12 protein-coding genes are annotated in these 14,151 nt (G+C 54.0%); 10 read left to right on the top strand and 2 right to left on the bottom strand.

All coding sequences use genetic code 11. The features are described 5' to 3' along the window. Nucleotides 1–45 precede the first annotated feature (45 nt). From dagR to nlpA, 8 genes are all read left to right on the top strand, one after another. Nucleotides 46–2,844 carry a transcriptional regulator DagR gene (dagR, locus tag CSE01S_RS09080; RefSeq protein WP_042287127.1) on the top strand — a complete coding sequence of 933 codons (2,799 nt, stop codon included), beginning with the start codon at nucleotides 46–48 and terminating at the stop codon, nucleotides 2,842–2,844. 120 nt (nucleotides 2,845–2,964) lie between these two features. After that, complete coding sequence (locus CSE01S_RS09075) at nucleotides 2,965–3,396, top strand: PTS sugar transporter subunit IIA (RefSeq protein WP_042287124.1); 432 nt, start codon at nucleotides 2,965–2,967, stop codon at nucleotides 3,394–3,396. A gap of 4 nt (nucleotides 3,397–3,400) precedes the next feature. Next, entirely contained in the window at nucleotides 3,401–3,886 is a 486-nt protein-coding gene (locus CSE01S_RS09070; RefSeq protein WP_042287119.1) for a PTS sugar transporter subunit IIB, read from the top strand. Between the two features lie 23 nt (nucleotides 3,887–3,909). Beyond that, nucleotides 3,910–4,659 carry a PTS mannose/fructose/sorbose/N-acetylgalactosamine transporter subunit IIC gene (locus CSE01S_RS09065; protein WP_042287117.1) on the top strand — a complete coding sequence of 250 codons (750 nt, stop codon included), beginning with the start codon at nucleotides 3,910–3,912 and terminating at the stop codon, nucleotides 4,657–4,659. Continuing rightward, nucleotides 4,656–5,516, top strand: a complete 861-nt coding sequence (locus CSE01S_RS09060) for a PTS system mannose/fructose/sorbose family transporter subunit IID (RefSeq protein WP_167333852.1) — start codon at nucleotides 4,656–4,658, stop codon at nucleotides 5,514–5,516. Before CSE01S_RS09065 ends, CSE01S_RS09060 begins: the two co-directional genes overlap by 4 nt. Before the next feature lie 3 nt (nucleotides 5,517–5,519). Further along, entirely contained in the window at nucleotides 5,520–6,629 is a 1,110-nt protein-coding gene (gene dgaE / locus CSE01S_RS09055; RefSeq protein ID WP_042287109.1) for a D-glucosaminate-6-phosphate ammonia lyase, read from the top strand. Then, nucleotides 6,616–7,359: a 2-dehydro-3-deoxy-phosphogluconate aldolase gene (dagF, locus tag CSE01S_RS09050; protein ID WP_042287106.1), complete on the top strand. Its 744-nt coding sequence runs from the start codon at nucleotides 6,616–6,618 to the stop codon at nucleotides 7,357–7,359. The genes dgaE and dagF overlap by 14 nt, the downstream gene beginning before the upstream one ends. Nucleotides 7,360–7,525: 166 nt before the next feature. Next, nucleotides 7,526–8,344 (top strand): lipoprotein NlpA, encoded by an 819-nt coding sequence (gene nlpA / locus CSE01S_RS09045; RefSeq protein WP_042287104.1) that lies wholly within the window; start codon nucleotides 7,526–7,528, stop codon nucleotides 8,342–8,344. Between the two features lie 26 nt (nucleotides 8,345–8,370). On the opposite strand, the gene CSE01S_RS09040 is transcribed toward nlpA, so the two are convergent. Next, the gene (locus CSE01S_RS09040; RefSeq protein ID WP_042287101.1) at nucleotides 8,371–9,273 is read right to left on the bottom strand and encodes a carboxylate/amino acid/amine transporter; all 903 of its coding nucleotides are present in this window, start codon (nucleotides 9,271–9,273) and stop codon (nucleotides 8,371–8,373) included. A gap of 189 nt (nucleotides 9,274–9,462) precedes the next feature. On the opposite strand from CSE01S_RS09040, the gene CSE01S_RS09035 reads away from it, so the two are divergent. Further along, nucleotides 9,463–9,981 carry an anti-virulence regulator CigR family protein gene (locus tag CSE01S_RS09035; protein WP_042287099.1) on the top strand — a complete coding sequence of 173 codons (519 nt, stop codon included), beginning with the start codon at nucleotides 9,463–9,465 and terminating at the stop codon, nucleotides 9,979–9,981. A gap of 128 nt (nucleotides 9,982–10,109) precedes the next feature. On the opposite strand, the gene CSE01S_RS09030 is transcribed toward CSE01S_RS09035, so the two are convergent. Next, on the bottom strand, nucleotides 10,110–10,352 hold the full coding sequence (locus tag CSE01S_RS09030; protein WP_174435350.1) for a LacI family DNA-binding transcriptional regulator: 243 nt from the start codon (nucleotides 10,350–10,352) through the stop codon (nucleotides 10,110–10,112). Nucleotides 10,353–11,110: 758 nt separating this feature from the next. On the opposite strand from CSE01S_RS09030, the gene CSE01S_RS21940 reads away from it, so the two are divergent. Next, nucleotides 11,111–14,104 carry an autotransporter outer membrane beta-barrel domain-containing protein gene (locus CSE01S_RS21940; protein WP_052406283.1) on the top strand — a complete coding sequence of 998 codons (2,994 nt, stop codon included), beginning with the start codon at nucleotides 11,111–11,113 and terminating at the stop codon, nucleotides 14,102–14,104. Nucleotides 14,105–14,151: the final 47 nt, after the last annotated feature.

The raw sequence follows: 14,151 nt of genomic DNA, 5'->3' as shown, positions 1-14,151 counted from the left end.
TCGTGTATGTTCTGAACAATCAGTTAATGCTTAAGCGGTAGAGAGATGAGAAGGATTGAGATCGTTCTGGGTGAGCTTGAAAGGTTGACGCGTGGGCTGGAAACGGCGGATTTGGCGCAGGAAACGGCGTTTACCGCAGAAGCGATCGGCTTTAACCTCGGGCTGGCGCGCAATTCGGTCAGTAAAGATCTCAATCAATTGTGGAACGATGGCCTGGTCATCAAAAGTCGGGGAAGACCGGTATTTTTCCTGCATTGCCAGGCGCTGGAAACGCTTTTAGGTCGTAAGCTGACGGATGCCGAGCGTGAAGTACGCTCGGTTGCCGAACTGCTGCCGCAGCAGGAAATGGCATCCGTCGACGATCCGTTTACCGGCCTGATTGGCTACGATCGCAGCCTGCGCGATGCGGTGGAAAAGGGTCGCGCCGCAGTGCTTTATCCCCATGGTCTGCACGTACTGCTGACCGGTCCTTCTGGCGTCGGTAAGACGTTCTTTGCCGAGCTGATGCATCGCTTTGCCTGTGAACATACCGCAGGTTCCCCGCCGCCCCTGGTCTATTTTAACTGTGCGGAGTATGCCCATAACCCGGAGCTGCTTTCGTCGCATCTTTTTGGTCATCGGCAGGGAGCGTTTACCGGTGCGAACGAAAACAAGCCCGGCCTGGTCGAGCAGGCTGACGGCGGCTATTTGCTGCTCGACGAGGTCCATCGTCTGCCCTACGAAGGGCAGGAAAAATTATTTTCCCTTCTCGATAAAGGCGAATATCGCCCGTTAGGTTCCAGCGCCGCGGCAAGGCCGATTTCGGTACGGCTGATTTGCGCCACCACGGAAGCGGTCAACTCTTCACTGCTGCGGACTTTCCAGCGACGTATCCAGGTGACAATCGACCTGCCCGGTGTTCGCCAACGTTCTGTTGAGGAACAGGTGGAGCTGATAGTCGGGTTCTTGCAGCGCGAAAGCCGTAAAATCGAGCGTACGGTGAGCATCGACAAATCGCTGCTGCTGTGGCTGTTGAACAAGCCGCTGGAAGGAAATATCGGCCAGCTTAAAAGCGATATTCAGTTTCTCTGCGCGCAGGCGTGGGCGGCAGGCATGACGGAGCACAACGAGACGCTACAGCTCGACAAACGGCTGGCGGAGATGCCGTTTCAGGCTTCGGTGGAGCAACGTTTGCTGGTCGATGCGTTGTTCAACGGTCAGGAGCACCTGAGCATTGATGCCCGCACGCTGCCAGCGCTAAAAACTTCGCTTGCTACGGGGGCGGAGATTGAAGAGAGCGATCTGTTTTACAGCTTTTTGACTCGCGAATATGTCAATTTGCGCAACAGTAACGTGCCGCCAGCGGAAACGCTGGCGATACTGAAAAATAAACTCAGTTCTATTTTTGAGTACGGCCTTTACAGCCGCGACAGTATTGCGCACCCCCCGCGCTATGGTAGCCAGATTGAAGAACGCGTCACGCTGCTGATTGCTTGCGTGGAGCAGGTACTGGGCTTTTCCCTGCCGCAAAATCTGGTAAATCCTCTGCGAAAACACTTTCTGGCGCTGATTGGCTATGTGCAACGGGGCCTGATTCCGCAGCTTTACTCCTCCAGCCTGATCCTCGATCGCTGTAAAGATGAATATGACAACGCCACGCTGTTATGCCGAAAAATCAACGAATTGTTGCATATTCAGTGCCCGGCGACGGAAGTGGTCTGGCTGTGCCTGTTTCTGAAAGAGTGTCGTCACTACCGCCAGCGCATAGACGCCAGTCCGGAGTGCGGGGTGATTCTGGTCGCCCACGGCGCGACGACGGCGACCAGCCAGGCGCAGTATGTGAATCGCGTGCTGGAGCGGGAATTGTTCTGCGCTATCGATATGCCGTTTGAACAGTCGGTACATGACACGCTGGAAACCCTTATCCAGATGATTCAGGCGCATCGCTGGCAACGGCTGATCCTGATGGTGGATATTGGTTCACTGGTCCATTTTGGCAGCACCATCAGTAAGTTATTTCAGATCGACGTGTTGTTGGTACCCAATATTACCCTCACCAGTCTGCTGGAAGTGGGGCTGGATTTAAGTTACGAAACCAGCGACTTGCCGCAGCTGGCGGCGTTAATACAGAGCAAAAGCATACCCTGCCAGCTCTGTACGCCTCAGCAGGAAAACAGCGGGAAAGTCTTGGTTATCTCCTGCATTACCGGCATGGGCACGGCAGAAAAAATTAAAAAGGTGCTGGAGGAGAGTTTTGGCGAACTGATGTCGCAGGATACGCGAATGGTCATCCTGGATTACAACGAAGTGCGCAGCCTTGAGCGCGTCCAGCAGGCGCTAAACGCCAGCGAACGCCTGGCGGGGATTGTCGGTACCTTCCAGCCGGGGCTGCCGGATATTCCGTTTATCTCGCTGGAAGAACTGTTTTCTGAACAGGGTCCGGAACTGGTACTGAGCCTGCTGACGCCAGATCTATCCAGTGCGGAACGCCGCCTGGAAATGGAGCGCAGTGCGATGCGTTTTATCAGCGCCCTGACGATGGAAAGCATTATTAATCATATTTCAGTGCTTAACCCGCAGCGCATTTTGAAAGAGATGGAAGGCGTGCTCAACCATCTAACCAGCGCGCTTTCGCTGAAGCCAAGCCGCCAGGTGACACTACGCTTTCTGATCCACTGCTGCTGCATGGTTGAGCGTATCGTGATTAACCGCAAACCGTTACAGATGGCGCTGGAAAACAAGCCGGAACTCGATGTCCGCGCGTTTAGTGTCATCAAATCCGCTTTTTTGCCCATCGAAGAAGCCTATGCGATTCGGTTGTCGGACGCGGAATATTTTTATATTTACGAACTTCTCTATAGCTGATCCCTTAACTGGCGCGGCCCGCCGCTTCGCCAGTTCACCTGTCTTCCCTGCGTGACACAAACTCTGGCACAGCTCTTGCTCTTATTACTGACGTAAACGTAATGAAGCCAGGAGGCCATTTTGACTACCACTCAACCGTTGCCCCACATCTTGCTGCTGACCCATGGCGGCTGGGGACAACAGCTTTGCAACAGCCTGCGCATGGTGATGGGCGAAATTAACGGCGTAACGGAAATTGCGCTGATGCCTGTCGATACGCTGGGTGAGTTTTATCAGCGCGTCGAAGCCGTTGTACAAACCCTGCCGGAAGGCTCGCTCATCCTGACCGACTTTATTGGCGGCACGACGTCCAACGTGGCGGCGCGGTTGAGCGCTGACTATCCGGTGGCGGTGATTTCCGGCTTAAACGCATCGCTGCTGCTGGAGGCGCTGGACCGACGTGAACATGGCGCGCTCACCGCCTGCGTGACCGATCTGGTTGAAGCCGGGCGCAGCAGTTGCCTGGACGTTGTCGCTCACGTTCGTCAATTACAACACGCAAAAGAGGGATAAAACGATGGCAAAGGTCGTGTTATGTCGTATCGACAGTCGTCTGATTCACGGGCAGGTCGTCACCAAGTGGGTCGGACAATCGCAGGCTAACCGTATCGTCGTCGTCAGCGACGAACTGGACGCCGATCCGTTTATGAAAAATATCTACCTGATGGCCGCGCCGCCGAACATCAAAGTGGACTGCTACGGCAACCAGAGCTTTGCCGCCGCGTGGAAGGAGAATCAGCTTGGCGACGGCAGCGTACTGGTGCTGTTTCCGTCCCTTGCCGCCGTGCAGGACGCCGTTCAACTGGGCTTTGACGTCAGCACCCTTCAGGTGGGCGGTTTAGGCGGTGGGCCCAACCGTAAGGCGGTTTTTCAGAACATCACACTGGATGAAAAAGACGTTGGCATTCTTAACGACCTGAAAAATCGCGGTATTCAGGTGTACTTCCAGACTATCCCGGAAGATAAGCCACAGTCTTTGGACGATATCCTGAAAAAATTCTAACCCTCTGATAATGGGATAACACTATGGATACCTTACTTTTTGCAAGCCTGATGGGGTTGTATTACTGGTTTGCCCGTTTACGCCTTGGCTACACCTTCTCGGCCATGCTGTTACAGCCTGTGGTCATCGCGGTCTTTGTCGGTCTGCTGCTCGGCAATATGCAGACGGCGATGATCATTGGCGCCGGTATGCAGTTGGTTTATCTCGGCGTGACCTCTACCCCTGGCGGCAATGTGCCGTCCGATCCGGCGCTGGCGGCCTGTATTTCCATTCCGATTGCGGTTAAGGCCGGGATGGACCCGAACCTGGCCATCGCGCTGGCGATACCGTTTGGCGTTATCGGCGTGTTCCTCGACCAGTTGCGCCGTACGCTGAATGCCGCCTGGGTACATATGGCTGACAAACACGCGGAAACGGCGAACATGGCCGGCATAATGCGCTGCGCCTTCCTCTACCCGGCGTTACTCGGGCTGGTACTGCGTTTTCCGGTGGTATTCGCCGCCAACTACTTTGGCCAGAACGTGGTGGAAAGTTTCCTCAAGCTGATGCCGCACTGGTTGACCCACTCCTTTGAAATCATGGGCGGGATCCTGCCGGCGCTGGGCTTCGCCATCACCATTATGGTGATCGGTAAAAAGAGCCTGCTGCCGTGGTTTATCGGAGGATTCTTCGCGGTGCTGTATCTCAAGGTCGACATCATGGCAATGGCCATCTTCGGCACCTGTGTGGCCTTCCTGATTAAAGGCCTGGCGAAAAATGAAGGAGCAGCATGATGAGCAGCGACGTAATGCAACATGAACTGGTTGAACGTGCGCGGGAAAGCGGGGCGCTGACCAAAGCGGACATCACCAAAGCGTGGTTTATCTACTGGCTGGGCGCGGAAGTGTCTAACTCGTATGAACGTTTACAAAGCCTGATTTTCTGCGCCTCAATGACGCCGATCATCAAAAAACTCTACCCGCAAAAAGAGGAGCAGGTGGAAGCGCTCAAGCGACACCTGAACTTTTTTAACTCGGAGCAGACGTTTGGCGCGGTTATCCAGGGGATCTCTATCGCCATGGAGGAACAGAAAACGCGCGGCGAACCGATCAGCGACGCATCAATTACCGGCATCAAAACCGGTCTGATGGGGCCGCTGGCCGGGATGGGGGACTCTATCGTCTGGGCGGCGGTGATGCCGCTGTTGATTGCGATTTTTATCCCATTCGCGGCAAATGGCAGCGCATTCGGCGGTATTGCGCCGCTGATCCTCTATCCGGCGATCACCCTGGCGATAAGCTATGGACTGATCCACAAGGGTTACACGCTCGGTCGCGACTCCATCGTAGGGCTGTTACAAGGGGGGCGAATCAAGGAACTGATCTACGGCGCCAACGTGCTGGGGCTGATCATGATGGGGGCGCTGTCGGCGAGCTACGTCAAAATTACCACGCCGTTGAAGATCAGTGCGCTGAAAGGGTCTGAAGTGGTGGTTCAGCAGATCCTTGACTCCATTGCGCCGGGCCTGCTGCCGCTGGCGGCGGTATTTGCCATCTATATCTTCCTGGTGAAAAAAGGGCCGCGTTACACCACCATTTTGCTGTCCATTGTCGCGCTTAGCGTGGTGTGTTCGCTTCTGGGAGTGTTGTAAGCCATGACGCAAAATATCTATCAACAGCTCGGGCTTAAGCAGGTGATTAACGCCTGCGGCAAGATGACCATTCTTGGCGTCTCCAGCGTCGCGCCGGAGGTGATGCAGGCCACGGCGCGGGCGGCCTCATCTTTTGTAGAGATTGACCGGCTGGTGGACAGAACCGGCGAGCGGGTTTCGCGCTATACCGGCGCGGAAGACAGTTACATCACTTCCTGCGCGTCGGCAGGGATTGCGATTGCCGTCGCTGCCGCCATTACGCGCGGCGACCCGCATCGCGTGGCGTTGATGCCAGACAGTACGGGAATGGCGAATGAAGTGGTGATGTTGCGCGGGCACAACGTTGATTATGGCGCGCCAATCGGTACTGCGATCCGTCTGGGCGGCGGACGCGTGGTGGAAGTGGGAGCGAGTAATCTCGCCGCCCGCTGGCAGCTGGAGAGCGCGATTACCGACGCCACAGCGGCGCTGCTGTACGTGAAGTCTCACCATTGCGTACAGAAGGGCATGCTGGAGATAGAAGATTTCGTGCAGGTGGCAAGCATTCATAACCTGCCGCTGATTGTGGATGCCGCGGCCGAAGAAGATCTCCGCTCCTGGGTGGCGAGTGGCGCAGATATGGTGATCTACAGCGGCGCGAAAGCGTTCAATGCGCCAACGTCAGGGTTTATTACCGGCAAACAGCGGTGGATTAGCGCCTGTAAGGCGCAGCATCACGGGATCGCGCGGGCGATGAAGATTGGCAAGGAGAACATGGTCGGCCTGGTAACCGCTCTGGCGCATTATCACCAGGGGCAAGCCGTGGTTAGCGCAGAACAGCTGCAACCGGTGGCAGAGGCGATTTCAGCGATCCGCGGATTTCATGCCGATATCGAACAGGACGAGGCTGGACGTGCGATCTGGCGCATTCGCGTCAGGGTCAATGCCGGGGAACTGGGGTTGAGCGCCCGTGAAGTTGAGGCGCAACTGCGCGGCGGCGAGATAGCTATTTATGCCCGCCGCTACAACCTCCATCAGGGCGTTTTTAGCCTCGACCCACGTACGGTCGCCGAGGGGGAGATGGCGCTGATTGTCGCGCGGCTTAAGGAGATTGCAGAACATGCAGCAGATTAATTTTTATCGTCAGCGTGTGGCGATTAACGTGCTGGCGAAAGACATCGCCAATGCCCGGGAAATCTACGACGCCGCAGAGGGACACGCGGTGATTGGCATTCTCTCCGCGCAGTTTTCGTCGGTAGACGAAGGCGTACAGGAGGTGAAACGCTGGATGGACGAAGTACCGTCCATCTCGGTTGGGTTGGGGGCGGGCGATCCGGCGCAGTATTACAAGGCGGCGATGATTGCCGCCCAGGTGCGCCCGGCGCACGTCAATCAGACCTTTACCGGCAGCGGTTTTGCGGCGGGGGCGCTGGCGGCGACGGGGGGGGAGCTGACGCATATCAATGCGCTGGTCAGCCCGACGGGGACGCCTGGCGAAGTGCTGATCTCCACTGGCGTCAGCAGCAGCCAGGGAACACCGGCGCGTGTTTCCTGCGATGCCGCCGTGCGAATGATGCAGGATATGGGCGCGCACGCGGCGAAGTTTTTCCCAATGGGCGGCGAGACGTCGCTGCCGGAGCTATATGTACTGGCGACCACCGCGGCGCGTAACGGCATGACGCTGATCGAACCGACTGGCGGTATCGATCTGGCTAATTTCGGCGTGATTCTGCAAACCTGCATGGAAGCGGGCATGCCTCGCGTGATGCCGCATGTGTACAGTTCAATTATCGACCCGCAAACCGGCAATACACGTCCTGAAGATATCGTCAGGTTAATGGAAATTGTCAAAGCACTGGTCTGAACCGGAGGGTGTTGCGTGCGAGTCGCGCAGCGCCATTTGCTTTAACATCGGATTCCGCTTTATGCCTTTTTCTTCTTATTGATACCTTTTCGTTTTTTAAACCGCAGCGACCTTCCCGCTATAGTCATTTCATTACCCATCAGGCGGTTATTCATAAGGATAAAACATGAAACTAACGAGACCTCATTTATGGACAGGGGCAGCGGTGCTGGCGGCAGGGCTTTTATTGGCGGGATGCGATCAGCAGGACAGCAACGTAAAACAGATTAAAGTTGGCGTGATTAACGGCGCCGAGCAGGATGTGGCGGAAGTCGCCAAAAAAGTCGCCAAAGAAAAATACGGTCTGGATGTGGAGTTGGTGGGGTTTAGCGGCTCGCTGTTACCTAACGATGCCACCAACCATGGCGAACTGGATGCTAACGTGTTTCAGCATCGGCCATTCCTTGAGCAGGATAATAACGCCCACAATTACAAGCTGGTAGCGGTAGGTAACACGTTTGTCTTCCCAATGGCGGGCTATTCAAAAAAAATCAAAACGGTGGAACAGCTAAAAGACGGCGCGACGGTGGCGATTCCCAACGATCCGACCAATCTTGGCCGCGCGCTGTTGCTGCTGCAAAAAGAGAAGCTGATTACCCTGAAAGAGGGGAAAGGGTTGCTGCCGACAGCGCTGGATATTACCAATAATCCGCGTCATTTGCAGATTATGGAACTGGAAGGCGCGCAGTTACCGCGCGTGCTCGACGACCCGAAAGTTGATGTGGCGATCATCAGCACCACATATATCCAGCAAACCGGGCTTTCACCGGTGCATGACAGCGTTTTTATCGAAGATAAAAATTCGCCTTACGTGAATATCCTGGTGGCGCGGGAAGATAACAAAGACGCGGAAAACGTGAAGGCATTTTTGCAGTCTTATCAGTCGCCGGAAGTGGCAAAGGCGGCAGAAAAAATCTTTAACGGGGGCGCGGTGCCGGGCTGGTAACAAAGACCAACGCCGCGCCGGACGTATTACGCCGCCCTGGCGCGGCGGCGGGAGTCCATTGAAATCAAAACGACTGACGAGAGGATCAGTAGCGTGCCAAGCCAGTCCGGCAAGGTAAACGTAATGCCTAACAGCAGTAGCGACAGTAGCGCGCTGCTCAGTGGCTCCGCGCAGCTTAAAATGCTCGCTTTCGGCCCGCCTATCATCTGCGCGCCTTTCAGGTACAGGCTAAAGGTTAATGACGTACCCACCACCACCAGATAGAAAAACGCCAGAATCAGGCTGCCATTCACCACAAAATTGGTCCCTTCCCCGGCATAAAACGGCAGCAGACACAGACCACCAATTAACATACTCCAGCCAACGATCGGTAATGTGCCGTAACGGGCAATCAGCGTGGAAGGGTAGGTAGTGTAAAACGCCGCAGCAAACGCTGAGGCAATTCCCCAGAACAGCGCGGCGGGAGAAATCGACAGTGACGTTGGATTACCGTGGGTCACCAACAAAAAGGTGCCCACCAGAGACGTCAGGATCGCGGTTAATACCAGTACGCCGGGACGCGCCTTACGCACCAGCGCAAACCATGCGACGATGATGGTGGGGGACAGAAACTGCAATACCGTGGCGGTCGCGGCGTTTGATTTTTCAATGGTCAGCAGGAAGGTAAGCTGTACGGTAAGCGCGCCTAGAATGGAAAACAGCAGCAGACTCAGGGCATCCTGACGATTTTTGAAGGCCGAAAAGATTTTGTCGCCATGAACGAATGACAGCATCAGCAAAATCATCCCGGCGAAGATCAAACGCGTCATGGTCAGAAACGGCGAAGACATCTGGCTCTGCTCCATAATGTACTGCGCGCAGACGCCGGAACTTCCCCACAATACGGCGGCAACCAGGACGTTGAACATCCCTTTTCTGGTGGAACCCATATTTTCCTCAGTATTGATTTTTGGCGTGGTTTTACCGTCATGATAGCAGATTAGGCAGGCGGTTTATCATCCACAGAACAGGGGGATTTCCTCTCGACGTAACAATAAAAAACCAGGAATGAGGGAGATTGCACCTTTTTTCGCCGCGTTCTATTGTGATGATGTATCAACACCTGGAAGGAACACATCATGGGTAAGCGTCGTGGTTTAACGGCTGTGCAGGCCACTCTGGTTTCTCTCTCCCTGTTTGCTGCCCCTGTTATGGCAAACCCGGGAAATGGGAACGGTAATGGCGGCGGCCATGGTAATAGCAGTGGTAATCATGGAAATAAAGGCAACCAGGGAAATCAGGGGAATAAAGACCACAAAGGAAATTCCGGCGATAAAAAGAACGTCTCATCCGACAAACGTAAAAATTACGGTAAACCCGATCATGTTGACTCCGACATCAGTTTTGCGACAGCGCGTCATCTGGCCGTGAATTATGGTCTGACGGGTTACGACGCCTTACCGCCGGGGATCGCGAAGAACCTGGCGCGCGGTAAACCGCTTCCTCCAGGCATCGCCAAAAAAGCCGTACCGGCCTCAATGCTCGGCGAACTGCCTTACTATCCGGGGTATGAATGGCGAATCGTTGGCGACGACCTGGTGCTGATTGCGCTCAGCACCGCGGTAGTTACGGCGATTATTAACGGGGTGTTTGATTAAGCCTCTATACAACGTAACAAAAAGCCGGGAGATTCCCGGCTTTTTTATATCCGGAATTCGCCATTTTCATTCTAATGAATAAACTCTTTTCCGTTGCACGGACAATGGGGACGGGGCCGCGTAATGATTTAATGCACGAGAATTGATAAGCAATAACGACGGATATTTTGGCGGAGATCTCGAACGTCGTTCAGTGCCTGTTCCACGTATGGAAGCAGCGTGGCAGAATCCGTATTGTTCCCGGCGTTATCGAAGATAATGTCTGTACCACAGTCAGTATTATCCCGTAACCCGTCGATCAGGATTTGCAGGACATTGGACACAGTACTGACGGAAACCCCGGCATGCTGCGCGATATCACGGATGTTCACCCTCTCTCCTTATTGGTGAATGATGATTGGCAACGAGACGACATTCAACTCGTCTTGTTTATGAAAAATGAGTCACTAAAACGGATTAGTGTGATGTTACAGGTCAGGCTGTCAATAGCGTATCGGCGGGTAAAAAGGGGTGGTCGCACCCGGCAGCATCCGCAAAAAATATTGCCAGCGGCGTTGATAAGGTCTGTGACTTATTTAAATAATGAAAAATTACTTCATGAAAATATATTTTCTTTAACTATTCCGTTTTTTCAGCTACGCAGAAAGAGGTAGGTGAGGCGCAATTAGTACGGAATAAGAGTATTCTTAGTGTGAACAATCTGAATTTATTTTTGGTAATTATCCTGGAATTTTTCTGCGGAAATAGAAGAATGACGTTAATAATGTGAATATTATGTGATTTGTGGCGATTGAGATGAAAATCATATTATTCCCTTTTTTTAGGATTTTTCTCTGTTTGTAGCAGGTTGATTTTTAGTGGTAAGTGCCATGATTTTTTGTTTTTGTGGTTTTTTATGTCGAATGCAGCGTGGTGTTATTATTTTGTGAAGACATGACGTTTTTATCAATAATCTCATCCCTGAGTGGCAATTTTCGATTGTTGTGTCAATGTTTATTTCTGCTTATGATGACTGTTATCTCAGTAGCATGAGAATGTTTTCTTTGCGGTATTATTTTGTATTTATAAAAACAGCGCCAGATTCGCGCGTCGTGTTGTTAGTATTAGCTATTAACAAGGATTGTCATATATGAATATCTCTTTTAAACCGAATAAGGTAGCCCTGTTTGTTAGCGCTATTCTTTCCTCTGCCGTTTATTCCGCTGCCGCAGCTCCCGTCAGTACCGTTATTGATGCATCTACGGCCAGCGATAAGCGTACCGTAACCCTTCCAGACGGCAATGACGTCTCATTTATCGATGTGCGCGTTGCGGATGGTAGGGTAATCCTGGCAGATAATAGCGTTATCACCAGTGCCGGTAATTACCCGGACGATTCGCTGACTTTTAATCCTGGTTATATTGTAAAAGCAACGGCCGGTACGGTGGATTTAGGTAATAATGCCACGCTTAATTATACATTTGATTATCAGACCAACGGTAATAAGCGAGGAACAGCCATTTATATCTATGGTACCGGAGTCCTGAAAGCCGAGAACCTGACCATTAATGCAGAAAATACCCGGGTGAATGATTACGATCTGGTCAACGCAATATTGCTTAATGGCAGTTCACAGGCTGATTTAAAAGGTACCACCAACATCGTCCTGGGTAATATCGAGACGGCTCAGGACAGCATTTTAACTGCGGAGAATGTCAATATTAATTATCACGATGCCAATCCCCTCTCAACGCGCGGCCACCATGCGGCGCTGGATCTGGCGGGTAAAACATCGACCTTTACTGGCGATGTGCATATCGCCATGTCTGAGGCAAGTACGGGGTCGCTTGAAGGTATTAATATTGGCGGTAATAGCGCTCGGTTCGACGGAAAAACGGTGATGGACCTGGCGAGCGCCAAAGGGAGCGTTAGCGGGCTTAAGCTGACAGATTCTTACTATCGTATTAACGTCATCACGGGGACCAAAACGCCGGTGGTTCTGAGCAATGCCGTTACGTTTGAGGATTTGACTATCGCAGGCGTCAGCCACGGCAGCGCGTCGGACAACGGCAGGGTCGTAGGTCTTCACAGCGCCAGCGTGGAGGGTGACACCCAGTTGTCCATTAAAAAGCTTACTGTCGACGTCGCCGGGAATAAGGCGGTTTACGGTGTCCGCCTGAGTGACAATGGGACACTGGGGTCGACAAAATACCGTATTGATGATGCCAGCATCCACCTGCAAGGGGGAGATGAGGCGGCCTTAACCGGTTATCTCAGCGAACGCGATTCCGGCGCGCTGAATTATGACACGGTGATTCATCATCTTAATGTTCAGTCTGAAGGCGGTAAGGATGTGTATTTACTGCACCAGTCAGGGACAAACGATCGCTTTACGGGCGATATTACGCTCGGTAGTCAGCGTGCTTATGAATCCGCCGCAGGAACGCTGTATGCGATTTATGGCTACGGGAGTCATGCTGACAGTTCCACCAATATTGCGGATAACAATACGCTGAAGGCGTGGGGGAAAATACGCGCCGCCGGCAGCCATAGCATTAATATCGTTACGGGCGATAGCTCCTATATGTATGGCGACACGGAGATCCAGGATACGGCAAGCATTAACCTTGCCTTAAACGGCAGTAACAGTCGCTGGGATATGGTTGCCGACTCTACCCTGACCACGCTGACCCTGAATAGCGCCACGCTGAACTTTATGCCCGCCAGCGCCACAACCCGTACGCAGGCCCGTAATGCGGCGACATTTAAAACCCTGACGGTCAGCGGCGATTATATTGGCAATAATGGCAACATCATCATGAACACCCAACTGGGTGACGATACATCGCTGACCGACCGGCTGATCGTTAATGGCAACACCAGCGGTAACACGTATGTGACCGTACTGAACGCAGGTGGCGCAGGCGGCCTGACCACCAACGGTATCGAACTGATCAGCGTGGCGGGAAATTCCGACGGCGTGTTCACTCAGAAAGGACGTATCGTCGCAGGGGCGTATGATTACACGCTGCAACGCGGCGCGGGCCAGAACGACAAGAACTGGTATCTGACCAGCGCATTATCCCCTGATCCACAACCAGAACCGCTTGATCCTGTTGTGCCGATTGATCCGACCGACCCGCAGACGCCATCCCCGACCCCGCGCGAAAATGCGGTGCGTCCGGAAGCCGGTCTGTACGGCATGAACCTGCAGGCGGCGAACACGATGTTTAACACCCGTCTGCACGACCGCCTGGGCGAAACCCACTACGTCGACGCCCTGACCGGCGAGAAAGCGGTGACCAGCCTGTGGCTGCGCAACGTCGGTGGTCACACCCGCCAGAAAGACAGCAGCGGCCAGCTGGAGATGCAGGCCAACCGCTATGTGATGCAGCTAGGCGGCGACATCGCTCAGTGGTCTTCCGACAACACCGACCGTTTCCACCTTGGTCTGATGGCGGGCTATGCCAACCAGAAGGCACGGGCGGAAAACCAGCGTAACGGCAACCGCGCCGACAGCCGCATCAGCGGTTACAGCGTCGGTCTGTACGGCACCTGGTTACAGGACAACGAAACCCACGAAGGCGCGTATGTTGACACCTGGGCGCAGTACAGCTGGTTTGACAACACCGTTTCCGGTCGCGGCGTCGAATCCGAAGAGTACGACTCAAAAGGCTTCACCGCGTCGGTGGAATCCGGCTACACATGGAAACTGGCGGACATCAGCGAGCGTAACGCGCTGTATATCCAGCCGAAAGCGCAGGTCACCTGGATGGGCGTGAAGGCGGACGAACACCGCGAAGCCAACGGCACCCGCGTGGAAGGCCACGGCGACGGCAACGTGCAGACCCGCGTCGGCGTGCGTCTGTTCGGCAAGGGCCACAACAAACTGGATGACGGCAAAGACCGCACCTTCCAGCCGTTTGTGGAAGCGAACTGGATCCACAACAGCAAAGACTTTGGCGTGTCGATGAACGGTGACAACGTGGATCTGGACGGCGCCCGCAATATCGGCGAGCTGAAGGCCGGTGTGGAAGGCCAGCTGACGAAGAACGTCTCCCTGTGGGGCAACGTCGGCCAGCAGGTCGGCGATAAAGGCTACAGCGACACCTCGGCGATGCTCGGCATTAAAGCGTCGTTTTAACGGAACGGCCCGGTGGCGTTGCGCGACCGGGCTTACGGAGATAGTTG

This window comes from Citrobacter sedlakii NBRC 105722 (genome assembly GCF_000759835.1).
GTDB classification, from domain to species: domain Bacteria; phylum Pseudomonadota; class Gammaproteobacteria; order Enterobacterales; family Enterobacteriaceae; genus Citrobacter_A; species Citrobacter_A sedlakii.
The sequence above is the reverse complement of the archived record's forward strand: the minus strand, read 5'-3'. Positions and strand labels throughout refer to the sequence as shown.

Bases quoted from the DNA above. Each gene is read 5' to 3' on its own strand.
- dagF (WP_042287106.1), top strand. From the start codon at position 6,616: ATGCAGCAGATTAATTTTTATCGTCAGCGTGTGGCGATTAACGTGCTG.
- dagR (WP_042287127.1), top strand. From the start codon at position 46: ATGAGAAGGATTGAGATCGTTCTGGGTGAGCTTGAAAGGTTGACGCGT.
- nlpA (WP_042287104.1), top strand. From the start codon at position 7,526: ATGAAACTAACGAGACCTCATTTATGGACAGGGGCAGCGGTGCTGGCG.
- CSE01S_RS09040 (WP_042287101.1), bottom strand. From the start codon at position 9,273: ATGGGTTCCACCAGAAAAGGGATGTTCAACGTCCTGGTTGCCGCCGTA.
- CSE01S_RS21940 (WP_052406283.1), top strand. From the start codon at position 11,111: ATGAATATCTCTTTTAAACCGAATAAGGTAGCCCTGTTTGTTAGCGCT.
- CSE01S_RS09035 (WP_042287099.1), top strand. From the start codon at position 9,463: ATGGGTAAGCGTCGTGGTTTAACGGCTGTGCAGGCCACTCTGGTTTCT.
- dgaE (WP_042287109.1), top strand. From the start codon at position 5,520: ATGACGCAAAATATCTATCAACAGCTCGGGCTTAAGCAGGTGATTAAC.
- CSE01S_RS09070 (WP_042287119.1), top strand. From the start codon at position 3,401: ATGGCAAAGGTCGTGTTATGTCGTATCGACAGTCGTCTGATTCACGGG.
- CSE01S_RS09060 (WP_167333852.1), top strand. From the start codon at position 4,656: ATGATGAGCAGCGACGTAATGCAACATGAACTGGTTGAACGTGCGCGG.
- CSE01S_RS09065 (WP_042287117.1), top strand. From the start codon at position 3,910: ATGGATACCTTACTTTTTGCAAGCCTGATGGGGTTGTATTACTGGTTT.